This is a genomic window from Chromobacterium alkanivorans, from assembly GCF_016937655.1.
In the GTDB taxonomy this organism is placed as follows: domain Bacteria; phylum Pseudomonadota; class Gammaproteobacteria; order Burkholderiales; family Chromobacteriaceae; genus Chromobacterium; species Chromobacterium alkanivorans.
Genome location: NZ_JAFHKL010000001.1, coordinates 390,972 through 410,285 on the forward strand (window position 1 = coordinate 390,972; position 19,314 = coordinate 410,285).

Consider the following 19,314-nt stretch of genomic DNA (forward strand, 5'->3'; position numbering starts at 1 on the left):
CTTGCCTAAAAATACTAATGCTAATCATTATCGTTTTCAAACGAAAATGTGTTCTCGAATGTAACAGATGCGACGCCGCGCGGCGCTGGCCATAGGAATGGCATGCGCCGCGCCGCGGCTCAGTCTTGCGTCGCCAGTCGGCTGAGTTGTCCCAGGCTTTCGTCCAGGATCAGCAGTTGCAGCATCTGCTCGGCCAGATGCTCGGCGCCGTCGCGGTAGGCGGCGGCGAAGGCGTCCACCGCGGCGGCGTCGAGCTGGCCGCGGCTGAGCCGGGCCAGGCGCTCGCCCAGGCCGTCCATGCGCGGGGCCAGGCTGGTTTTCAGCCAGCCGGACAGCGGCGGATTGAAGCCGCGCTTCTTGCGCGAGAAAAAGTCCGCCGGCAGCGCCGGGTGGACGGCGCGGCGGAAGATCAGCTTGGCCGGCTGGGTGAAGCGCTGCTTGCCGTCCACCGCCAGCAAGGTCTGGTAGAAGCGGTGGTCCACCAGCGGGGCCCGGCCTTCCAGGCCGTGGGCCATGGTGCACAAGTCCGATTTTTGCAGGATGTAGTCCGGCAGGTAGTTGGCGAAGTCTATGGCCAGCAAATGATGCAGGCCGGCCGGCGCATTGGCCGGCGGCGGGCCGATGTCGTCGGGCGCGCGCCAGTGGCACAGCCGCGTCAGCGGCCGGTTGCCTTGCAGGAACAGGCGCTGCCCGGGGGTGAAGCCGGAAAAGCGCAGCGAATAGGCGTCCTGCCAGCTCATCGCCAGCTCGGTGGCGAGTTTGCCGGCGCCCTTGCCGTCCAGCGAGGGCTTGATCGCCAGCGGCAGCTTGAGCAGGCTGCGCCAGCGAGTGCGCAGATGCTTGTTGACGCGTTTGTAGCCGGCCAGCAGCTCATCGCCGCCGTCGCCCAGCAGCACCACCTTGACGTGGCGGCTGACCTCGCGCGCCAGATACCAGGTGGGGAAGCTGGACGGATCGGCGAAGGGCTGGTCGAGGTCGGCGACGATGCGTTCGAAATCGGCGGCCAGGTTCTCCGGCATCTGCACCGCCAGATTGGCCAGGCCCATCCGCTGGGCGGAGTCGGCGGCGTCGGCGGCCTCGTCCAGCTTGGAGCCGGGGAAGGCGGCGGTGAAGCTGCTGAACTGCGTCAGCCGCTGCAAGGCCAGCCGGCTGGCGATCACGGTGGAGTCGATGCCGCCGGACAGCAGCACGCCCAGCGGGCGGTCGGCGACGGTGCGCATCGCCACTGCGCGGTCCAGTTCTTGCAGCCAGTCGCCGTCGTCCTTGGCCGGCTGCCAGTAGCGCAGCTTGCGCAGCGAGCGGGTGTCCAGATCGAACTCCAGCCGGTGGCCGTTTTCCAGGCGCTGGATGTGGCTGAACAGGGTGGCGGGCGCCGGGATGTAACGGTGGGCAAGGTAGGCGTCGATGGCGTCGGCGGAGAAGTCGCGTTGCCGCGGCGGCAGGAAGGGCAGCACCGAGCGCACCAGCGAGCCGAAGGCGAAGTCGCCGTCCAGCAGCGAATAGACCAGCGGCTTTTCGCCCATGCGGTCGCGCGCCAAGTGAACCTTGCGCTGCTTCAAGTCCAGGATGGCGAAGGCGAACATGCCGCGCAGCCGCTGCAGCAGGGTTTCAATGCCCCAGGCCTGGTAGCCGCGCAGGATGAACTCGGTGTCGGAGTGCGTGGCGAAACGCGCGCCGCCGGCTTCCAGTTCGGCCTTGTCGGCGTCCCAGTCGTAGACCTCGCCGTTGTAGCAGATCCAGACCTGGCCGTCGTCGCTGGCCATCGGTTGGTTGGCGATGGGCCGCGGGTCGATGATGGACAACCGCGCGTGCAGCAGCGCATTGTGGATGTCGCCGTCCGTCGCCGGCTGCCAGTCGGCGTTCAGCAATAATTGATTGGCCGCGTCAGGTCCGCGCCGGCCTAGCTCCGTCAGCATGGCCTGGGCGGTGGCCGCCGCGGCGGGGCGTTGCGAGAAGAAGCCGGCGATTCCACACATGATTTTCTGTCCGAATGGGCAACGCGCCCCGACAAGCCGCCGAGCGCAGAGCGCTCAGAACCTGTTTACGATCTGCTGCGCGTCGGCGATACGGCGTTGAAAACAGCTTCGAAATGCTCATGTACCACCTGTACATTGCGCTTTCTCAGCCGTTTTCGCCTTGTCTCGCTGTAGCTCGCGAGATCGTAAACACGTTCTCAGACGGCGCCGCAGGCGCGTTGGAAAAATTGAATGGCGGAAGTATCCGGGCAGGGCGGCGCCAGTGTCAAACCTTGTCGCCGCGCAGATCCGGCAGCAGGGCGGCCACCAGGCCCAGCAGCGGCAGGAAGGCGCACAGCCGATAGACGAACTCGATGCCGTGGCTGTCGGCCAGCTGGCCCAGCACCGCGGCGCCTATGCCGCCGATGCCGAAGGCGAAGCCGTAGAACATGCCGGACACCATGCCCACCCGGCCCGGCAACAGTTCCTGCGCGTAAATGATGATGGCGGGGAAGGCCGACGCCAGCACGAAGCCTATGCCCAGCGAGAGCACGCTGGTCCAGAACAGATTGGCGTAGGGCAGCAGCAAGGTCAGCGGCGCGATGCCGAGGATGGAGAACCAGATCACCCGCTTGCGGCCGATGGCGTCGCCTATCGGGCCGCCGAAGATGGTGCCCAGCGCGACCGCGAGCAGGAACAGGAACAAATGCAGCTGCGCGGCCTGCACGCCCAGGCCGAAATGCTGGATCAGATAAAAGGTGAAGTAGCTGGTGATGCTGGCGGTGTAGAAATATTTGGAGAACAGCAGCACCAGCAAGGCGAACAGCGTCAGCTTCACGCGCGCCGGCGACAGTTGCGGCGGCGTAGCGGCTGCGGCGGCTTTGGCCTTGCGCTGTTGATGGCCGTACCACTGGCCGATCTTGAACAGCACCGCCATCGCCAGCAGCGCGGCCAGGCCGAACCAGGCGATGCTGCCCTGGCCCAGCGGTATGACGATCAGCGCCGCCAACAGCGGGCCGCTGGCGCTGCCGGCGTTGCCGCCCACCTGAAAGATGGATTGCGCCAGGCCGGGCCGGCCGCCGGAGGCCATGCGCGCCACCCGCGACGATTCCGGATGGAACACCGAGGAGCCGGTGCCCACCAGCGCCGCGGCCAGCAACAGCAGCGGAAAGCTGCCGGCGCTGGACAGCAGCAGCAGGCCGCACAGGGTGGCGCCCATGCCCAGCACCAGCGAGTACGGCATCGGCTTCTTGTCGGTATAGAGGCCGACCAAGGGCTGCAGCAGCGAGGCGGTGCACTGGTAGGTCAGCGTCATCAGGCCGATTTCGGCGAAGCTGAGCTGGTAATTGCCTTTGAGCAAAGGGTAGATCGCCAGCAGCAGCGATTGCAGCATGTCGTTGAGGAAATGGGAGAAACTGATGGCGCCCAGCACGCGGAAGCGAGTGCGGTCTTGGTCGGGCGCGATGGAAGCGGCGGTGGTCATGGACTTGAGCATCATTCAACTAGTGGGTGAATGTCATACTAGCGAGCAAAATAGCGTCCGTCCTGCCAAAATAAGGCAGTTATCTTCGCAAAAGAGGCATTGTGGCGGACTTCGAACATTTGCATGACTATGACGGCGGCGCGGCCCCGGTAGTGGGCAAGGCGCGCGATTACGCGGCCGGCGGCGTGTCGCCGCGTCACGCCCACCCCACCGCCCAGCTGTTGTACGCGGTGGAGGGGGTGATGATGGTCACCACCGATCAGGGGCGCTGGATCGTGCCGCCTACGCGCGGCATCTGGCTGCCCATCGCCACCTGGCATCAGGTGAACATGCTGAGCCGGGTGAGGATGCGCACGGTGTATGTGCGCGGCGACGCCCTGGAGGGCTTGCCGGCGGAGTGTTGCGTGCTGGCGGTGTCTCCCTTGCTGCGCGAGCTGATCCAGGCCGCGACCGGCGTCGCGGTGCCTTATCCGCCGGACAGCCGCGCGGAGCGGGTGATGCGCTTGATTTTGGACGAGATCCGCAGCCTGCCCAGCCTGGCCTTGTCGCTGCCGCAGCCGGCTTCGCCGGCGCTGGATCAGCTGTGCCGACAGTTGCTCAGCCATCCCGGCGACGCGCGCGGCGTCGCCGAGTGGGCGGCGCAGGCGGCGATGGACCCGCGCACTCTGCAGCGCCGTTTTCAGCGCGAGACCGGGCTCAGCTTCGGGCAATGGCGGCGACAGGCGCGGCTGATCGCGGCCTTGGAGCGTCTGGCGCGCGGTTCCAGCGTGCTGGAGGTGGCGCTGGACCTGGGCTACGCTAGCCCCAGCGCTTTCGCGACGATGTTCAAGCGCGAGCTGGGGGCGTCGCCCAGCGCCTTTTTCGACGCGCCGCTGCTTTAAACCGGAGCGGCCAGCTTCAGCGCAATCTCCGCCAGCCGGCGGCCCTGCGCCAGCGCCAGCTGTTTTTCGTCGTCGCTGATCGGCAGTTCGTTGCGCACGCCGGCGACATGGCTGACGCCGTAGGGCGTGCCGCCGGTGCTGGTCCGGGTCAGCGCGGCCTCGGTGTAGGGCAGGCCCACCATCACCATGCCGTGGTGCAGCAGCGGCACCATCATGGTCAACAGCGTCGATTCCTGGCCGCCGTGCAGCGAGGCGCTGCTGGTGAACACGCAGGCGGGCTTGCCGGCCAGCGCGCCCTGCATCCATTCCGGGCTGGTGCCGTCCAGAAAGTATTTCACCGCCGCCGCCATATTGCCGAAGCGGGTGGGGCTGCCCAGCGCCAGGCCGACGCATTCGACGAGGTCGGCGGCTTCGACATAGGGCGCGCCGGCTTCGGGGACGGCGGCCTCGGTGGCTTCGCAGACCGCGGACACCTTGGGCACGGTGCGCAGCCGGGCCTGGCAGCCGGGCACGCTTTCGACGCCGCGGGCGATCAGCCGGGCCAGTTCGCGGGTGGCGCCGTGTTGGCTGTAGTAGAGCACCAGGAGGTCCTGCATGGGGTTGGAATCCTTGATTGAGGTGAACAAAAGAACGATTGGCCGCGCGCCGCCGCGCAAGCCGGTGCATGATAAAGCAACTCTTTGCGGCTTGCCTGATCCGCGCTTTGCCATTATTTTGCCGGGATGCAAATGAGTCGAATCGAACCGTATCTGGGCTTCGCGCGCTTCCTGGCCCGGCGCATGGGCAGCCATCGCGTCGCGCAAGTGTCCGGCAGCCTGACCTTCACCACGCTGCTGGCGCTGGTGCCCTTGTTCACCATCGCGCTGACGGTGATTTCCGCGTTTCCGGTGTTCTCCGATCTGAGCACCCGTTTCAAGATCATGCTGTTGTCCACGCTGGTGCCGGAGTTCGCCGGCAAGGTGATCACCGTCTATATGCGCCAGTTCGCCGACAACGCGGAGAAGCTGACCGCCGCCGGCATCGTGATGCTGGGCGTCACCGCGCTGATGCTGATGTCCACCATAGACCGCACTTTCAACGCCATCTGGGGCGTGCGCCGCGGGCGGCCGCTGTTGCAGCAGAGCATGGTGTACTGGACGGTGCTGACCCTGGGGCCGCTGGTGCTGGGCGGCAGCCTGCTGGCCTGGCGCAGCCTGTTCAAGATCAGCAAGTTCGACCACGCGCTGCCGGTGCTGGCCAATGTGGTCGAGGCCGGCGGCTCCATTCTGCTGACCGCGCTGGTGCTGTCTCTGTTGTACCGCATCGTGCCCAACCGTTTCGTGCCGATCAAGCACGCCAGCGTGGGCGCCTTGCTGACCGCGATCTTGTTGGAGGCCACCCGCGCGCTGTTCGGCTTCTACATCGGTCAGGTGGCCAATTACCAGCTGGTGTACGGCGCCTTCGCCAGCATTCCCATCTTCCTGCTGTGGGTGTACTGCCTGTGGATGGTGGTGCTCAGCGGCGCGGTGTTCACCGCCTCGCTGTCCTATTGGGAAGGCGACGCCTGGCGGCGGCGCTTCGAGCCGCGGCGGCGCTTTCTCGACGCGGTGGAGGTGCTGCTGCTGCTGGACGAGGCGCAGAACCGCGGCGAGCTGTTGAGTCCGGTCAAGCTGCGCAGCCAGGTGAAGGTGGGCTACGACGAACTGGGCTGGGTGCTGGACATGTTGAGCTCCCGCGGCTTTGTGCAGAAAAGCCAGCGCGACGGCTGGGTGTTGGGCAAGAAGCTGTCGGCCATCTGCATGGTGGAACTGTTCGAGCTGTTCGTCTATCGCAGCGACAACTACCGCGACGACGATGTCGGCGCCGGGGTGGAAAGCCTGCTGGGGCCGATGACGGCCGAGCTTCAGTCGGTGACGCTGGAGGACTTCGCTCGCCGAGTCGGCCGGAAGTAGTCGCGATTGTCGTAAAAGGCCGGATCTTCGTTGTCCGGCCACCAGCCGGGAATGCCCAGCAGCGGCAAGGGCCACAGCGCGCGCGGCGCCGGCATGAAGGCGTCGTCGTCCAGCCGGCGCGCCAGCGCCTCGTCCAGGTGCGCCAGCCGGCGCGCCTCGTCCCAAACAAAGAACTCCGCTGGCACTTGCAGCGGCAGCGCCTTGCCGCACCAGCCTATATGCGGCCGCAGGCCGACTTCGAACAGCGCGTGGCCGATGGCGTGGACGCCGATGCGGCGGTTCCAGTCGCCGCGGTGTTTCAGGAACAGGTCTTGCCATGCCATATCGTCCAGCATCCGGCTGAAGGCCGGGTCGGCGACGGCGACGATGGTGCCGCATTCGTCCAGCAGCGTGGCCGCGTCGCGCAGCGGGCCGCGCTTGGCCTCGCCGCGGGCGATGGCGCGCAGGTGGCGGCGGTTCAGCGCCAGCTTGCTCTGCGGCCAGGCCAGCCAGGCCAAGGCGTTGAACCAGTCGTGCCAATTGCCGGTGCGGGTGGGAATCTCTCCGGTGTGGCCGATGTGCATCTCGTAATAGGCTTCCGGCTCCAGATCGCAGGCGAAGCGCAGCCCGGCCGGCAGCGCGTCCGGACGGTGCTGCCGGTAGCGCTGCAGCAGCAGGTCGTAGTCCGCCTGCTCCGGCCAGGCGGCGGGAGCGATCAGCGCGGCGGCGTCGCGGACGGGCAGATATAGCGGATGGGAGAGGTAGTCGGTTTGCCAGGCGCTCACGGTGGACATCTTGGGAAAGGGATTCAAGCCGCCATTTTAGCGCAACAGCAGCAATTCCTCGCCGCTGATGCAGTTGCGGCCGTTGTGTTTGGCCTGGTACAGCTGTTTGTCCGCCCGGCCCAGCACTTCGTCGATTTCGGTTTCGTCGGCGCGCAGCACGGCGACGCCGATGCTGACCGTGTATTGCAGAACGCCGGCCTCGCCGCCCGGCAGGCGGGCGTCCGCGACGACGCGGCGCAGGCGCTCCGCCGCCAGCAGCGCGTCTTCCATCCGCGTGTCGGGCAGCACCGCGGCGAACTCCTCGCCGCCCAGGCGGCCGCAGATGTCGGTGCTGCGCAACACCTTGCGGCAGCTTTGGGCGAAGTGGACGATCACCTCGTCGCCCTTGGCGTGGCCATGGAGGTCGTTGATGCTCTTGAAGTGGTCCAGGTCCATCATCAGCACCGTCAACGACAACTGATAGCGTCGGTTGCGCTCGATCTCGCGGCTGGCCAGCGCGATGAACTGGCGGCGGTTGCACAGCCCGGTCAGCTCGTCCAGGGTGGCGAGTTGATAGAGTTTCTTCTCGTGGGCGTCGCGTTGCAGCGCGATGGCGATCAGGTGAGTGCTGCGCTGCGCCAGCTGCAGCTCTTCCGGCTCGGGCTGGCGCGGGTCCGGATGGTAGATGGCGAAAGCGCCGAGCAGGCGGCGATCGCTGGAGAAGATGGGCGTGGACCAGCAGGCGCTCAGGCCGAAGGGGGCCACCAGCTCGCGGTAGCCGGCCCACAGCGGGCTGGTGGCGATGTCTTCGACGATCACCAGGCTTTTGCGGTGGACGGCGGTGCCGCAGGAGCCGGCCTCCGGGCCCACCGGCACCTGCTCCAGCAGCTTGCGGTAGCCGGGCGGCAGGCTCTGGCCGGCGGCCAGGCGCAAGGTTTCGCCGGCGGTGTCCAAGAGCATGATGGAACAGACGCCGCGGTTCAGCTGCGACTCCATCATCCGGCAGATCTGGTTCAGCGTGTCTTGCAGCGGCGCGTTGCCGGCGATCATCTCCATCACCGCGTTTTCTTCCGCCAGCAAGCGCTCGCTCTGGCGGCTGTCGGTGATTTCGCGCTCCACCGCCAGAATGCTGCGGAGTTCGCCGCCCAGGCCGAACTCGGGAAACAGCCTCACCTCGAAGATAAAGCGCCGGGCGCCCAGGCTCAGCTCCAGCTCGAAGCAGCGCGCCTCGCCGCCGGCGATCAGCAGCTCGCACTCCTCGGCGAAGCGCGCGCGCGCGGCTTCCGGCCAGGCTTTGTCGTGGACGCTGCGGCCTAGGTGTTCCTCGCGCGTCAGCGTCGAGTAGCGGCTGACGCTGCGGTTGATGAATTGGCAGCGCAGATCCAGATCGTAGCGGGCGATGACGTCTTCCGAGTTCTCCACCAGGGTGCGGAACTCCTGTTCGCGCCGCAGCATCGCAGACTCGGCCAGCTTGCGCGCGGTGACGATCTGGCACAGCGCGTGGATATGGCTGATGCGGCCGGTCCCGTCTTTGTGAAACTGGGTGCGCTGCTCCAGCCATTCCCAATGGCCGTGGGCGTGACGCACGCGGAACTCCATGCCGCAGGCGCTTTCCTGTCTTTGCTCCGGATGGCTGAGCAGGGCGCTGAACAGCGAGCGGTCTTCCGGGTGCAGCAGCTCCAGCCAGCGCGAAAACGCCATGCGTTCGGCGTCGGCCGGCAGGCCCAGCAAGGCGTGCAGCGTTTGCGGCGCGCCGCGCACCGCTTGGCCGGCCAGGTCGAACTCCAGCAAACCCAGCCGCGCGTCCTGCAGCACCAGGCGCCAGTCTCCCAGTTCGCCGCCGGGGCCGTGAACGGGGGACGGCGTCTGCAGGCGCAGCAAGAGGTGGCCGGGGAGCGGGCAGGGCAGGGGAAAGGCCAGCAAATCGGCATGGGCCGCCAGCAGGCCGTCGCGATGGCCGGGATGATCCGGCTCCAGCAGCAGCGCGAGGTCGTGCCGGCTGAAGCCGTAGTCGGTCAGGTCGCCGTCTTGGCGCGCGGGTGCCGGCGCGCAGCCGGAGACGGCGAGCAGGCGGCCGGCGGCGTCGGTCAGCGCCAGCGGCTGCCGGCTGTCCCGGACCTGGCGGCGGAGCGCGGCCAGCTGTCGCCGGCGCCGCCACGGCGGCACGCCCAGCAGCGCCAGCAAGGGGACCAGCAGCGGCCAGCCGGCGAACCAGTCCTGCGTCGCGGCTTGCGCGTAGTCGGCCCCGAGCAGGCACAGCGAACCCGCGGCGGCAAACAGGCGGCGATGCGGGTTGGCCCGGCGGCGTAAGGCAGGGTTCAAGCGGTTCTCCGGAGGCGCGGTGGCGCGCAAAGCTGCAATGATGGCACCAGGCGCAAAACAGGGCGCTTTTCGTAATATTGATAGCATTCGCCAGCGTCGTTTTTATGCAACAAATGCAGTATGCTGCAAACATTGTTGCGGAGCTGGCCAAATGGATTACTTCCCGATCTTCCTTAAACTGCAAGGCGCTTCCTGTTTGCTGGTGGGCGGCGGCGAGGTGGCGTTGCGCAAGGCGCGGCTACTGTTGTCCGCCGGCGCGGAGCTGACGGTGGCGGCGCCGGAGCTGACGCCCGAGCTGGCCGAGATGGCGCGGCAGGGCCAGCTGACGCATTTGCGCGCCTGTTTCGAGCCGGCCCAGGTCAGTGGCCGGCGCCTAGTGGTGGCCGCCACCAACGTGCGCGAGGTCAACCGCCAAGTCTCGGCGTCCTGTCAGGCCTTGAACATCCCCGTCAACGTGGTGGACGATCCCGAGTTGTCCAGCTACATCACCCCGGCCATCGTCGACCGTTCGCCCCTGGTGATCGCCGTCTCCACCGGCGGCGGCGTGCCGGTGCTGGCGCGCTTGATCCGCGGCCGGCTGGAAAGCCTGATTCCCAGCGGTTTTGGCCGGTTGGCGCGTTTCGCCGCCGGCTTCCGCGACCGGGTCAAGGCCGGCATTCCCGACGTCGAGCGTCGGCGGGCGTTCTGGGAGTCGGTGCTGGAGGGGCCGCTGGCCGAGGCGGTGATCAACGGCGACGAGGCCGCCGCCGAGCAGGCGATGGAGCGACGGCTGGAGGACGCCGGCGTGCAGGCGGCGCAGGGCGCGGTCTATCTGGTGGGGGCAGGGCCGGGCAATCCGGATTTGCTGACCTTTCGCGCGCTGCGGCTGATGCAGCAGGCCGACGTGGTCTTGCACGACAATCTGGTGGCGCCGGAGCTGCTGGAACTGGTGCGTCGCGATGCCGAGCGCATTTACGTGGGCAAGGCCAGAGCCAACCATGCGCTGCCGCAAGGCGACATCAATCTCTTGATGGTAGAACTGGCGCAGCAAGGCAAGCGGGTGCTGCGGCTCAAGGGCGGCGATCCGTTCACCTTCGGCCGCGGCGGCGAGGAAATCGAGACGCTGGCGGCGCACGGCGTCGCCTTCGAGGTGGTGCCCGGCATCACCTCCGCCAGCGGCGCGGCGGCGTACGCCGGCATACCGCTGACTCATCGCGATTACGCGCAGTCGGTGACCTTCGTCACCGGCCACAAGCAGGACGGCAGCATTCACCTTGACTGGCCCGCGTTGACCCGGCCGGCCCAGACCGTAGTAGTCTACATGGGGGTCTCCACCGCCCAGGAGTTGTGTCGGGCCTTCATCGAGCACGGCAAGCCGGCGGCGACGCCGGCCGCCGCGGTGGAATGGGCGACCACGGAGCGCCAGCGCACGGTGGCGGGCACGCTGCAGGATCTGCCGGAACTGATGTCCCGGCATCACATCGCTTCGCCCGCCTTGATCATCGTCGGCGAGGTGGTGGGATTGGCGGACAAGCTGGGATGGTATCGGACCCGGATCCACTGAGCTTTAAGTTTTGCCGTTGCGCTGCTTGAGAAAAGCGCGCTATACAAGGCGGAGGGCCGCGGGAAAGGCAGACGCCGGCAGACCCGGGAAGAATACTGCTGATACAATGGCGGACTGACGTGTTGATCAACCTTTTTGCTTCAGCGTTCCGGCCTCGGGCCGACGACGCTGCCAACATGAAGAATCAGGCATGGTAGGTGTATTGATAATCGCGCATGGCGACCTGGGGCGCAGTCTGGCGGATTGCGCCAGGCATATCCTGGGCCGAGAGCCGGAAAATCTGGCGGTGATGGCGGTCGACAAGACCGATGACCCGGAAAGCAAGCAAGCCGAAGCCCAGTTGTTGGTGAACAGGCTGGACGCGGGCGACGGGGTGGTGATCCTGACCGATATGTATGGCGGCACGCCGTCCAATATCGCCAGCCGGCTGATCCGGCCTGGGCGGGTGGAGGCGGTGGCCGGGGCGAGTCTGCCCATGGTGGTCCGAGCCTTGTGCTATAGCAGCCAGCCGTTGGAAATCGTCGTCAGCAAGGCGATCACCGGCGGCCTGGAGGGCGTGCTTTATATTATTCCGGGGGAAGGCAATGCTGCGAATTGAAGTGGAAATCATCAACAAGCTCGGCCTGCATGCCCGCGCCTCCAGCAAGTTCACCCAGCTGGCCAGCCGCTACAAAAGCGATATCTTCATCGCGCGCAACAATCGCCGGGTCAACGGCAAGAGCATCATGGGCGTGATGATGCTGGCGGCGGCCAAGGGCGCGACCGTGGAACTGGAGGTGAGCGGGGAGGATGAGCAAGTGGCGCTGGACGCCCTGGTGGCCCTGATCAACAACCGGTTCGACGAAGCCGAATAAGCCGGAGCCTGAGGATGGGACGATGAGCATCATCCTGCACGGGGTGGCCATAGGCGGCGGCATTGCCATTGGCCGCGCCCATTTGATTTCGCGCAGCATGGACGATGTCGCGCATTATCTGCTGGAAGACGAGGAAGTCCCGGCGGAACTGGCGCGTTTCGACGAAGCCATCCGCGACACCCGCAAGGAACTGGAAATGCTGTGGGGCAGCATTCCGGAGAACGCGCCGGCGGAGCTGGGCGCGTTTCTGTCCTTGCACATCATGCTGCTGGGCGACGTCACCATCTCGCGCGAACCGCGCGAAATCATCGAGAAACAGCGCTGCAACGCCGAATGGGCGTTGAAGCTGCAATGCGAGTCCTTGGTCGAGCAGTTCGACGCGATCGAGGAGGACTATCTGCGCGAGCGCAAGAACGATGTGCTGCAAGTGGTCGAGCGCATCTTCAAGAACCTGGACGGCGACGTGCCGCAGCTGCCGGCGCCGGAAGATCTGGTCGACGACCACATCCTGGTGGCGCACGATCTGTCGCCGGCCGACATGGTTTATTTCAAGGACTCCAACTTCGCCGCCTTCATCACCGATGTCGGCGGCGCCACCTCGCATACCGCGATTCTGGGGCGCAGCCTGGACCTGCCGTCGGTGATCGCCTTGCACCACTCGCGCGAGCTGATTCGCGAAGACGAGTTGATCATCGTCGACGGCTTGCAGGGCGTGGTGATCATCAATCCGGACGACATCGTGCTGGCCGAGTATCGCCGCCGGCTGCGCGCCTGGCGCGACGCCCGGCGCAAGCTGTCGTCCATCCGCAAATCCAACGCCAAGACCCAGGACGGCACCGCGATCGAACTGCTGGCCAATATCGAGCTGCCGCAGGACGTGGAGGACGTGCGCAAGTCCGGCGCGGTGGGCGTGGGCCTGTTCCGCAGCGAATTCCTGTTCCTGGGCCGCGACACCCTGCCGGACGAGGACGAGCAGTACGAGGCCTACCGGCACGTGGCGGAAACCATGAAGGGCCTGCCGGTGACCATCCGCACCATGGACCTGGGCGCGGACAAAAACCCCAAGTGGCTGAACCACGCGGTGGCGGACAATCCGGCGCTGGGCCTGACCGGCATCCGCCTGTGCCTGGCCGAGCCGCTGATGTTCCGCGAACAGTTGCGGGCCCTGTTGCGCGCCTCGGTGCACGGCAAGATCAAGGTCTTGTTCCCGATGGTGAATTCGCTGCCGGAGCTGAAGCAGGCGCTGGCGCAGTTTGAATACGCCAAGCAGGAGCTGCGCGAGGAGAAGATCGCCTATTCGGAAGAGGTCGAAGTGGGAGCGATGATTGAAATCCCGTCGGCGGCGCTGGTGGTGGGCAGCTTTCTCAAGCACATCGACTTCCTGTCGGTGGGCACCAACGACTTGATCCAGTACACGCTGGCGATCGACCGCAACGACGACTCGGTCAGCCATCTGTACGATCCCATCCATCCGGCGGTGCTGAAGCTGATCCTGCACACCATCAAGGCCGGCATCAAGGGCGGGGTGCCGGTGTCGGTGTGCGGCGAGATGGCCGGCGACGCCAGGCTGACGCGCTTGTTGCTGGGCATGGGGTTGCGCAAGTTCTCCATGCATCCGGCCAACCTGCTGGCGGTCAAGCAACAGGTGCTCAACACCCATCTGGATCAGATCGCGCCGATTACGGCGCGCATGCTTAGAACCGAAGACCCTGATAAAATCGCCGATCTTTTGCAACAACTGAATGCCGAGCCGGGCGTCTGATCCGGCTTTTTCCTTTCTTATGCTGAACGATCCCATAGACCTGAACGCCGTGCGGCGGGTGCTGGTCATCAAGCTGCGCCATCATGGCGACGTGCTGCTGACTTCGCCGCTGTTTTCCGCGCTGCGGGAGCAGGCGCCGCATCTGGAGATCGACGCGCTGGTTTATCACGACACCCGTGAGATGCTGAGCCTGCATCCGGCCATTGCGCAACTGCACACCATAGACCGCAATTGGAAAAAACTGGGGCCGCTGGGCCAGTGCCGCGCCGAGCTCGGCCTGCTGGGCCGCTTGCGCGCCCGGCGTTACGATCTGGTGATCACGCTGACCGAGCATAATCGCGGCGCCTGGCTGGCGCGCCTGCTCGCGCCGCGCTGGTCGGTGGGGCCGCAAGGGCCTTACGGGCGCTTCTTCAAGAAAAGCTTCACCCACCGCTATCTGCAGGTGCCGGGCAATCGCCGCCACACCATTGAAATCCATCTGGACGCCTTGCGGCGGATCGGCGTGTATCCGGACGCGGACCAGCGCGAACTGGTGCTGGTGCCGGGACACAACGCCGAGGCCACGCTGGCGGCCAAGCTGGCCGAGCGCGGCTTGCGGCCGGGCGCTTACATCCTGGTGCATCCGACTTCGCGCTGGTCGTTCAAGAGTTGGCCGGCGGAGAAAATGAGCGCGCTGATCGACGTCTTGAGCGCGCGCGGCGAACAACTGGTGCTGTCGGCCGCGCCGGGCGCGGAAGAGATGGCGATGATCGCCGACATCGAAGCGCGGCTGAAACGGCCGGTGGCCAGTCTGGCCGGCCAGCTGAGCCTGAAGGAGCTGGCGGCGGCGATAGACCAGGCGCGGCTGTACATCGGCGTGGACTCGGTGCCCATGCACATCGCCTCGGCGATGAAGACGCCTTGCGTCGCCTTGTTCGGCCCGTCTGGGGATGTCGAATGGGGTCCGTGGCAGGTGCCGCACCGGGTGGTGTCGGAGCCCGTGCCCTGTCGCCCCTGCGGCAACGCCGGCTGCGGCGGCGGCTGGCGGAGCGAATGTCTGCAGCGCATTGAAGTGGGCGCGGTGCTGGCGGCGGTGGACGCGGTCTTGAAGGAAAGCGCATGAAGCGGCTGGCGATTATCCGGCAGAAGTACAATCCGGCGGGAGGCGCGGAGCGCATCGTCAGCGCCATCGTCAAGCAATTGCAAGCCGGCGGCGAGTTCAGCCCGCTGTTGATCAGCCGCAATTGGGAAAGCCTGCCGGGCGTGGACACGCTGCGGGTCAAGCCGTTTTACCTGGGCAGCGTCTGGCGCGACTGGAGCTTTGCCCGCGCCGCCCGCGCCGCGTGGACGCAGGCCGGCGCCGAGCTGGTGCAGTCGCACGAGCGCATTCCCGGCTGCCATGTGTTCCGCGCCGGCGACGGTGTGCACGCCGCCTGGTTGGACGCGCGGTTGGAAGGCGCGTCCTGGTGGCGGCGGCTGAGCACCTTTTGCAATCCTTACCATCATTTCATGCTGCGCACCGAACGCGCGATGTTCCGGCATTCGGCACTGCGGGCGGTCATTTGCAATTCGGCCCTGGTGCGCGACGACGTGGTCGGCCGTTTCGGCGTGGACCCAGGGCGTTGCGCGGTGATCCACAACGGCGTGGACAGCGACTTTTTCAATCCGGCCGCGGCTCGCGAACAGCGGCTAGCGCTGCGCGAGCGCTACGGCATTCCGCCGACGGCGCCGACGCTGGTCTACGTGGGCTCGGGCTTCGAGCGCAAGGGCGTGGCGCAGGCGCTGCGCGCCATCGCGCCGCACGCGGCCGTGCATCTGGTGGTGGTGGGCGGCGACAAGAAGCTGGCGCGCTATCAGAGCCTGGCGGCGCGCTTGGGGGTGTCCGAGCGCGCGCACTTCACCGGTCCGCAGCGCGATGTCCGCAGCCATTACGGCCTGGCGGACGGCTTCATCCTGCCTACGCTGTACGAGCCGTTTGGTTCGGTGGTGATAGAGGCGATGGCCTGCGGCCTGCCGGTGCTGACCAGCACCCGTTGCGGCGGCGCGGAGTTGCTGGAGCCGGGCGTCACCGGCTGGCTGGCCGCGGCGGGGGACGCCGCCGCCTGGCAAGACAATGTGGCGGCCTGGCTGGCCGCGCGCGCGGATTGGCCGCGCAGCGGCGAGCTTGCGCGCGCGCGGGTGGCGGGCTTGAGCGAGAGCAATATGGTGGCGCAGATGCTGGCCTTGTACCGGGAGCTGTCGGCCGTCGGCGTCGGGCGCGGAGCTGGTGAATGAGGGACGGGCGATGAGGCCGGGACGCTTTCCCGGGCGCTTGCTGATTTTCGCGGCGCTGTTGTTGCGGCTGCCATTGCAGTGGCTGCGCCGCAAGCCGGACCCCGAGAGAGCGCGCCGGATACTGATTCTGCACCAGTTTCTGCTGGGCGACGCCTTGATGGCGACCAGCCTGCTGGCCAAGGCGCGCGAGCGCTTTCCCAAGGCGGAGATCGTGCTGGCCTGCCCGCCGGGGCAGGCGCCCTTGTATGCGTCGCGGCCGTACGGCATCCGGCCGCTGCCCTGGCAGCCGCGCGATTTCGCTTCGATCCGGCGCTTGTTCGCCGAGGAGCGTTTCGACATTGCCTACCTGATGGGCGAAAACCGGCTGAGCTTTCTGGCGCGCGCGATCGGCGCCCGCTGGATTGTCGGCTTCGCCGGGGAAACGCCGCGTTACAAGAACTGGCTGCTGGACGAGGCGGTGGCGTACGCCGGGCAGCCGGAGGCCTGGACCGATACCGCCGCCCGTTTGATCGACGGGCCCGAGCCCCGGCCGTTTCGTCTGCGGGATTGGTCGACGGAGGCTGAAGGGCTGCCGCCCTTGCCGCCGCGTTTCGTCGTGCTGCACGTCGGCGCGAGTTCGGCGACCCGCTTTTGGCCCGCGTCCAGCTGGAACCGGGTCGCGGCCGCGGCCCGGGCTTGCCGGTGCACGGTGCTGTGGTCGTGCGGGCCCGGAGAGCAGCACTTGCTGTCGGCAGTCGAGGCGGCTCCCGACGATATCGTGATGGCCGGCACGCTGAGCCTGGCGCAATTGCGCGCGGTCTTGAGCCGAGCCCGCGCCTGCGTGTGCCCGGACACCGGCATCGCGCATCTGGCCAAAGTGGCGGGCGCGCCCTTGCTGATGCTGTTCGGACCGGGCAGCGAGACCTTGTTCGGTGCGAGCCGCTTTTTCGCCGGCTTCACCTGCGTCGGCGTCGGCCCCGCATGGTTTCCTTGCCGCAATCAGCGCAGCGTGCATTATCGCGATGTCGATTGGGCTTTGCGTTGTTTCAGAAAATTTGGCGATCAAACCGGCGAATGCCGTCAGGCGCAGTGCATGGCCGCTGTGCCAGCCGGGCAGGTGGCCGAGACCTTGGAAAAACTTCTGCATGAATGATCATCTGAGTACCGAGCCGCGCTGGCATGGCCGCTTGGCGGTTGGCCTGTCCCTGGCGTTTTTGACCTTGGCCAATGTGTCCCACACGATTGCGCTGCGCTATGTGATCTTACTGGTGATGCTGATCCTGGTGGCGAAAGACTATGCAGGGCTCAAACGTCACTGGCGCGAGCAGCGCGGGCCTGTTGTAGCGATAGGCGCGTTCTTGCTATACGCATTGCTTCACACCCTATTGCTTTCGATGTGGCCGGAAGCCTCCGCCAGCGAATTCCGCAGCCAGTTATTGATCGGCGGCTTGTGGTTTGCGGCTGGCCTGGCCTTGTTCCGCGCGCCTCGCGGCTGGACGATTTCGGACTTGGTCATCGTCGCCGGCTGCGTATTGGCCTTGGTGGAGTTCGGCCATGGCGCTTACGTCTATCTGACGGCTGGGCAGTGGCCGTACAACGAAGTATTCACCACCGCCACCAAGCTGGAGTTCACCTTCTTCATGAATTTTGTGCTGGCGTTCATTGTGGCCGCGTTTTGTTTCGGGCAACGCGGGGCCCAGCCGCTGACGCGCTTTCCCCGCTGGAGCTTGGGCTTGGCAGCAGCCTTGATCCTGTTCGTCAGTCTCAAAGCGGGCGCTCGCAACGGCATGATTGGTCTTGTTTACCTGATGCTGTCCATGCTGCTGGTTTACTCTGTTTTTGAAGGGGTGAAGACAGGATGGGGCAAGACTTTGGCGATTGCCGTGGTAGTTTTGGCTGCAGTGGGCGGTATCTCGGCGTATACGATCAAGAAGGATAGCCGGAACCAGGTGTTTGTAGAGTCGGCGACTGCCGGATGGCACTATGGCGACACCAAAGCCTGGCTGCGGATGGAGCCCTATCCTAAGTTGTCAAATGGCATGGCGGTAGATGATTCTGCCTATGAGCGAGTGGCCTGGATCCACAGCGGTTTGGATCTCATCGCGGCCAAGCCCATGGGTTATGGCTATAGCCGCAATGCTTTCACCAATGCCTTGACGGCGACGGGTCGTCCCAACCACGTAGGTCATAGCCACAGTGGCTTCATCGATCTGGGCGTGGGCTTGGGCGTGGCCGGCATCGCGCTATGGCTGGCGTTTTGCGGCGTGTTGATCTGGACCGGCTACCAAGCCTTCCGTCTGCGCCGCGATACGCTGGGGCTGGTGCTGATGCTGGTGAGCTGCGGTTTCCTCGGACGCATGTTGTTGGAAAGCGTGAACAAGGATCATATGCTGCATATCTTCCTGTTCACCGCCGCCGCCTTGTTGGCGGAGCTGAGACAGCGGGAGAAAGGCGCGGCGCATGAGTGATTGGGTGTTGTTCACCGAGTCCTCCCCCAATGTCGGCGGGCAGGAGTTGCAGCTGATGCAGCAGATGCGCCTGTTGGGGGAGCGCGGTTTTCGTCCGGTGCTGGCCTGCCGGCCGCAGACGCGGGTGATGGAGGAGGCTTGCCGGCGCGGCTTGGAAGTATTGCCGCTGCGTTTTCGCAACAGTCTCCACCTGCCGTCTATCTTGGCCTTGAGCGCCTGGATGCGGCGTCATCGTCCGCGGCTGGCCATCTGCCACAGCGGCCACGACAGCAATAATCTGGCCATTGCCGCGCGGCTGACGGGACGCGGCCGGCCCTTCCTGCTGCGTTCGCGCACTTATCAGCCCGGCCAGGCGTCGGCCTGGAGCTATAACCAGCTGATGGACGCGACCATGCTGCCCAGCGCTTATCTGAAGCGCTGCCTGCTGGAAAACCCGGCGATACGAGCCGACAAGCTGCATGTGGTCTACCCCGGCATCGATTTCGCCGCCCTGGACCAAGCCGCCGCGCTGCCCTTGCCGGCAGAGCTGGAGCAGTGGCTGTCCCGTTCCGCAGGCCCCTTGTTGGTGCAGGCGGCGATGTTGCGCGGCGAAAAAGGACATAGGACGGTGTTGGCTGCCTTGGACTTGCTGAAGAACAAATGGCCGGACGCGCGTTATGTGATTGCGGGGGAAGGGCCGGAGCAGCAGGCGATCGCCGAACTGGCGCGGCAACTGGGCTTGCAGCACAGAGTCTTGCTCGCCGGCGTGGTAAGCCCGGTGGCGGCTCTGCTGGCGCGCGCCGATCTGGTGTTGATGCCGTCCAGCTATGAGCCGCTGGGCATGTCGCAGATCGAGGCGTTGGGCCTGGGTGTGCCGGTGATCGCCAGCGATACCGGCGGTATTCCCGAGACCATGCGCCACGGCGAAACCGGCGTGTTGGCGCCGCCGGGCGACGCTGCCGCCTGGGCCGAGGCGATCGACAAGGCGCTGAGCCAGCCGGCAGTGATGAAGGCCTGGGCTCAGGCCGGGCGCGTCGATGTGCGCTCGCGCTTCGCGCCGGAACAGAATTTGCGGCGCATCCTTGAGCTTGGCGGTTTGAACGCGCTGGGGATGTACGGCTCTGATTCATGACCGCCCGCGGACGCGGGCGCTGGACGATT

At 66.2% G+C, this 19,314-nt stretch carries 17 protein-coding genes; 12 read left to right on the plus strand and 5 right to left on the minus strand.

The features are described 5' to 3' along the window. Positions 1-119 precede the first annotated feature (119 nt). Positions 120-1,976, minus strand: coding sequence for an asparagine synthase (glutamine-hydrolyzing) (gene asnB, locus JW897_RS01875; protein WP_205464992.1), 1,857 nt, complete (start codon positions 1,974-1,976; stop codon positions 120-122). A 265-nt stretch (positions 1,977-2,241) separates the two neighbouring features. Continuing rightward, positions 2,242-3,438 carry an MFS transporter gene (locus tag JW897_RS01880; protein ID WP_205464993.1) on the minus strand — a complete coding sequence of 399 codons (1,197 nt, stop codon included), beginning with the start codon at positions 3,436-3,438 and terminating at the stop codon, positions 2,242-2,244. 101 nt (positions 3,439-3,539) lie between these two features. On the opposite strand from JW897_RS01880, the gene JW897_RS01885 reads away from it, so the two are divergent. Then, the gene (locus JW897_RS01885; protein ID WP_205464994.1) at positions 3,540-4,319 is read left to right on the plus strand and encodes a helix-turn-helix domain-containing protein; all 780 of its coding nucleotides are present in this window, start codon (positions 3,540-3,542) and stop codon (positions 4,317-4,319) included. Here the strand turns inward: JW897_RS01885 and wrbA are convergent. Then, positions 4,316-4,915, minus strand: a complete 600-nt coding sequence (gene wrbA / locus JW897_RS01890; RefSeq protein WP_048414334.1) for an NAD(P)H:quinone oxidoreductase — start codon at positions 4,913-4,915, stop codon at positions 4,316-4,318. The genes JW897_RS01885 and wrbA overlap by 4 nt on opposite strands. Here wrbA and JW897_RS01895 point away from each other — a divergent pair. Next, on the plus strand, positions 4,914-5,051 hold the full coding sequence (locus tag JW897_RS01895; protein ID WP_156187827.1) for a hypothetical protein: 138 nt from the start codon (positions 4,914-4,916) through the stop codon (positions 5,049-5,051). The two genes, wrbA and JW897_RS01895, sit on opposite strands and share 2 nt — an antisense overlap. Further along, a complete protein-coding gene (locus tag JW897_RS01900; RefSeq protein WP_082158910.1) occupies positions 5,048-6,250 on the plus strand; it encodes a YihY family inner membrane protein in 1,203 nt (400 codons plus the stop codon). Before JW897_RS01895 ends, JW897_RS01900 begins: the two co-directional genes overlap by 4 nt. Here the strand turns inward: JW897_RS01900 and JW897_RS01905 are convergent. Beyond that, positions 6,202-7,023 carry a DUF3025 domain-containing protein gene (locus tag JW897_RS01905; RefSeq protein WP_420837262.1) on the minus strand — a complete coding sequence of 274 codons (822 nt, stop codon included), beginning with the start codon at positions 7,021-7,023 and terminating at the stop codon, positions 6,202-6,204. The genes JW897_RS01900 and JW897_RS01905 overlap by 49 nt on opposite strands. A gap of 27 nt (positions 7,024-7,050) precedes the next feature. Further along, positions 7,051-9,315 carry a sensor domain-containing diguanylate cyclase gene (locus tag JW897_RS01910; protein ID WP_205464996.1) on the minus strand — a complete coding sequence of 755 codons (2,265 nt, stop codon included), beginning with the start codon at positions 9,313-9,315 and terminating at the stop codon, positions 7,051-7,053. Positions 9,316-9,466: 151 nt separating this feature from the next. Here JW897_RS01910 and cysG point away from each other — a divergent pair, with 151 nt between their 5' ends. The 9 genes from cysG to JW897_RS01955 all read left to right on the plus strand — a co-directional run bounded on the left by cysG (position 9,467) and on the right by JW897_RS01955 (position 19,285). After that, complete coding sequence (gene cysG / locus JW897_RS01915; RefSeq protein ID WP_205464997.1) at positions 9,467-10,858, plus strand: siroheme synthase CysG; 1,392 nt, start codon at positions 9,467-9,469, stop codon at positions 10,856-10,858. Between the two features lie 202 nt (positions 10,859-11,060). After that, positions 11,061-11,456: a PTS sugar transporter subunit IIA gene (locus JW897_RS01920; protein WP_240352037.1), complete on the plus strand. Its 396-nt coding sequence runs from the start codon at positions 11,061-11,063 to the stop codon at positions 11,454-11,456. Further along, positions 11,443-11,712 carry an HPr family phosphocarrier protein gene (locus JW897_RS01925; RefSeq protein ID WP_019100446.1) on the plus strand — a complete coding sequence of 90 codons (270 nt, stop codon included), beginning with the start codon at positions 11,443-11,445 and terminating at the stop codon, positions 11,710-11,712. Before JW897_RS01920 ends, JW897_RS01925 begins: the two co-directional genes overlap by 14 nt. A 22-nt stretch (positions 11,713-11,734) precedes the next feature. Continuing rightward, positions 11,735-13,474 carry a phosphoenolpyruvate--protein phosphotransferase gene (ptsP, locus tag JW897_RS01930; protein ID WP_205464999.1) on the plus strand — a complete coding sequence of 580 codons (1,740 nt, stop codon included), beginning with the start codon at positions 11,735-11,737 and terminating at the stop codon, positions 13,472-13,474. 19 nt (positions 13,475-13,493) lie between these two features. Continuing rightward, the gene (gene rfaQ / locus JW897_RS01935) at positions 13,494-14,576 is read left to right on the plus strand and encodes a putative lipopolysaccharide heptosyltransferase III (protein WP_048414045.1); all 1,083 of its coding nucleotides are present in this window, start codon (positions 13,494-13,496) and stop codon (positions 14,574-14,576) included. After that, positions 14,573-15,727, plus strand: coding sequence for a glycosyltransferase family 4 protein (locus JW897_RS01940; protein WP_205465000.1), 1,155 nt, complete (start codon positions 14,573-14,575; stop codon positions 15,725-15,727). The genes rfaQ and JW897_RS01940 overlap by 4 nt, the downstream gene beginning before the upstream one ends. Before the next feature lie 37 nt (positions 15,728-15,764). Further along, a complete protein-coding gene (locus JW897_RS01945; RefSeq protein ID WP_205465001.1) occupies positions 15,765-16,859 on the plus strand; it encodes a glycosyltransferase family 9 protein in 1,095 nt (364 codons plus the stop codon). Next, positions 16,852-18,174, plus strand: coding sequence for an O-antigen ligase family protein (locus JW897_RS01950; protein WP_205465002.1), 1,323 nt, complete (start codon positions 16,852-16,854; stop codon positions 18,172-18,174). Before JW897_RS01945 ends, JW897_RS01950 begins: the two co-directional genes overlap by 8 nt. Then, the gene (locus JW897_RS01955; protein WP_205465003.1) at positions 18,167-19,285 is read left to right on the plus strand and encodes a glycosyltransferase family 4 protein; all 1,119 of its coding nucleotides are present in this window, start codon (positions 18,167-18,169) and stop codon (positions 19,283-19,285) included. Before JW897_RS01950 ends, JW897_RS01955 begins: the two co-directional genes overlap by 8 nt. Positions 19,286-19,314: the final 29 nt, after the last annotated feature.

Bases quoted from the DNA above. Each gene is read 5' to 3' on its own strand.
- rfaQ (WP_048414045.1), top strand. From the start codon at position 13,494: ATGCTGAACGATCCCATAGACCTGAACGCCGTGCGGCGGGTGCTGGTC.
- wrbA (WP_048414334.1), bottom strand. From the start codon at position 4,915: ATGCAGGACCTCCTGGTGCTCTACTACAGCCAACACGGCGCCACCCGC.
- JW897_RS01950 (WP_205465002.1), top strand. From the start codon at position 16,852: ATGAATGATCATCTGAGTACCGAGCCGCGCTGGCATGGCCGCTTGGCG.
- asnB (WP_205464992.1), bottom strand. From the start codon at position 1,976: ATGTGTGGAATCGCCGGCTTCTTCTCGCAACGCCCCGCCGCGGCGGCC.
- JW897_RS01925 (WP_019100446.1), top strand. From the start codon at position 11,443: ATGCTGCGAATTGAAGTGGAAATCATCAACAAGCTCGGCCTGCATGCC.
- JW897_RS01955 (WP_205465003.1), top strand. From the start codon at position 18,167: ATGAGTGATTGGGTGTTGTTCACCGAGTCCTCCCCCAATGTCGGCGGG.
- JW897_RS01880 (WP_205464993.1), bottom strand. From the start codon at position 3,438: ATGACCACCGCCGCTTCCATCGCGCCCGACCAAGACCGCACTCGCTTC.
- JW897_RS01895 (WP_156187827.1), top strand. From the start codon at position 4,914: ATGGGGTTGGAATCCTTGATTGAGGTGAACAAAAGAACGATTGGCCGC.
- cysG (WP_205464997.1), top strand. From the start codon at position 9,467: ATGGATTACTTCCCGATCTTCCTTAAACTGCAAGGCGCTTCCTGTTTG.
- JW897_RS01940 (WP_205465000.1), top strand. From the start codon at position 14,573: ATGAAGCGGCTGGCGATTATCCGGCAGAAGTACAATCCGGCGGGAGGC.
- ptsP (WP_205464999.1), top strand. From the start codon at position 11,735: ATGAGCATCATCCTGCACGGGGTGGCCATAGGCGGCGGCATTGCCATT.
- JW897_RS01905 (WP_420837262.1), bottom strand. From the start codon at position 7,023: ATGTCCACCGTGAGCGCCTGGCAAACCGACTACCTCTCCCATCCGCTA.
- JW897_RS01900 (WP_082158910.1), top strand. From the start codon at position 5,048: ATGAGTCGAATCGAACCGTATCTGGGCTTCGCGCGCTTCCTGGCCCGG.